General features: G+C 68.4%; 1 protein-coding gene. It reads right to left on the bottom strand.

Annotated elements, in window-relative coordinates:
- Positions 1 to 158 precede the first annotated feature (158 nt).
- On the bottom strand, positions 159 to 1544 hold the full coding sequence (locus tag WH85_RS45975; RefSeq protein ID WP_245674398.1) for a hypothetical protein: 1386 nt from the start codon (positions 1542 to 1544) through the stop codon (positions 159 to 161).
- Between the last annotated feature and the right edge of the window lie 340 nt (positions 1545 to 1884).

Below are 1884 nucleotides of genomic sequence, written 5' to 3'. Positions count from 1 at the left end.
GTTTCGTTGGTCATGCCGCTCCAACGACCGCTGGCCTATCGGGGCCGTGGGGTGAACGGGCATCATTGCCGATACGTTGGGTCGATAGTCACTGGTTACCGAGCGTGGCGAGGGCAGGCCCCGGCCCGAGAGGTCCGAGGCCTGCCGATCCGCGAGGATCACGTCAGGGGCAGGATCCGGGCGATCTTGATGGTGGTGCTGCTGCTCCCGGCCGCGGCGTAGGCGGCGCTGCCGTCCGCGTACCCCTTGAAGGCCTGGTAGTCGTGGTCCTTGACCGCGACCGTGACCTTGCTGCCGATCGCCTTGCCCGTCGCCGAGTCGTAGGCCCGCACCACCGTCGACGACCCGGAACCGTAGGCGAGCAGCATCCGGCCCGCCCCGTAGGACACCAGGTGCGGGTGCTTCGACGCCACCCCGGTCTTGATCGTGCTGTCCGACCTGCCGGTGGTGAAGTGTTCCAGCCGCACCGAGCCGCCCTGGCTCCACGCCGTCCAGTAGCCCTTGCTCTTGGCCAGCACCAGGTCACCGCCGAACAGCGTGCCGTCACAGGTGCCCGCCGCCACCGTCCGGTACGGGTTCGGCTGGGCGATCCGGCAGTCGTTGTCGGTGGCGCAGACCGCGACGAACTTCTTCGCCTTCGGATCCCAGACGATGCGGGACGTCCAGGCGTGGCTGCATCCCACCTCGGCGTTGGCCGCGTGCCCGCTGACCAGCTTGCCGGCCGAGCTGACCACCTGGATGCGGTCGCCCTGGTGGATGTCGACGCAGTCGCCGTTCTTCACGGTGATCGCCACGCCGAAGTAGGCGGCCCAGTTCTTGCCGTCGGTCGCCAGCCGACCGTGGTGCTGGTACCACCAGATGAACCGGGCGCCGTCGTCGTAGCCGGTCTTCCCGCCGGTCAGGTTGGTGACCTGTCGTTCCCAGACCAGCTTGCCGGAGGTGTTGAACCGGATCATGTGCATGGTGTTGCACGGGCTCGACTCGCCGCCGCACAGCGGCCCGTCCCCGCACGTGCCCTTGCGGGTGAGCAGGATGACGCCGCCGGTCGCGTCGGCCTGCACGTCCTGCAGGTCGATGCCGGTGAAACTGGTCGGCGTCCCGACGATCTTGTCGTCGCAGCCGAGCTTGCCCAGGTAGACCTTGCCGCCGGTGCCGAGCCACGCCAGCCACGACCCGCCGTCGGGCCGGGCGGCGATCGCCATCGGCAGTTTCTCGGTGTCGCCCTCGCCGCCGTACCCGACCACGGCCGCGCTCAGCTTCACCTCGGTGATCTTCGCTTTGGGAGCCGCCGATGCGGTCCGCCCGCAGGCGCCGGTCTTCTCGGTGGCTTTCGCCTCGGCTTTTCCGGGCGCGGAGGCCGACACCGACGGCGCCGCACTCGTGGACGGGGCCGCAGCCGCCGCACTGGCCGGCAGGGACGCGTTCGCCGCCACCTGGTCGGTCACGGCCGCGGTCTCGCCCGCCGCCGTGCCGGAATCGGTCTCGCCGGAACCGCAGGCCCCGGCCCCGAGCACCGCGACGACCGCGAACGCCGCTGCGATCACCCGTCGTCCCCGGCCGGCCCCATCGGCTCGCCGCATTACGCGCATGTCCATTTACCTCGTTGTTTTAAGTTTTGATTAGGGAATTCTTAAATGCCGCGCGAACCCGAGGGGAATAGGCTCGCGCGCCGCTGACCCTACCGATTCCCCGACCCTGTTCAAAACGGTGTCCGCCCATTTCGGGTCCCTTTTGCAGTGCTTTTCCGACCCTTCGGGCCGACGAGCATGGGAGCGCGCCCAAGGAAGTGAGGTGATCTCAGCGAGAAGGGGCGTCTGATTCTGTACGACACGGGCAAATGCCTGCGGATCGGACGTGCTGGATATAGGCGTGGAGCCATCGATA

Origin of the sequence: Actinoplanes rectilineatus (assembly GCF_000962825.1) — a bacterium.
GTDB lineage: Bacteria > Actinomycetota > Actinomycetes > Mycobacteriales > Micromonosporaceae > Actinoplanes > Actinoplanes rectilineatus.
This window is presented reverse-complemented; position numbering and strand designations above follow the sequence as displayed.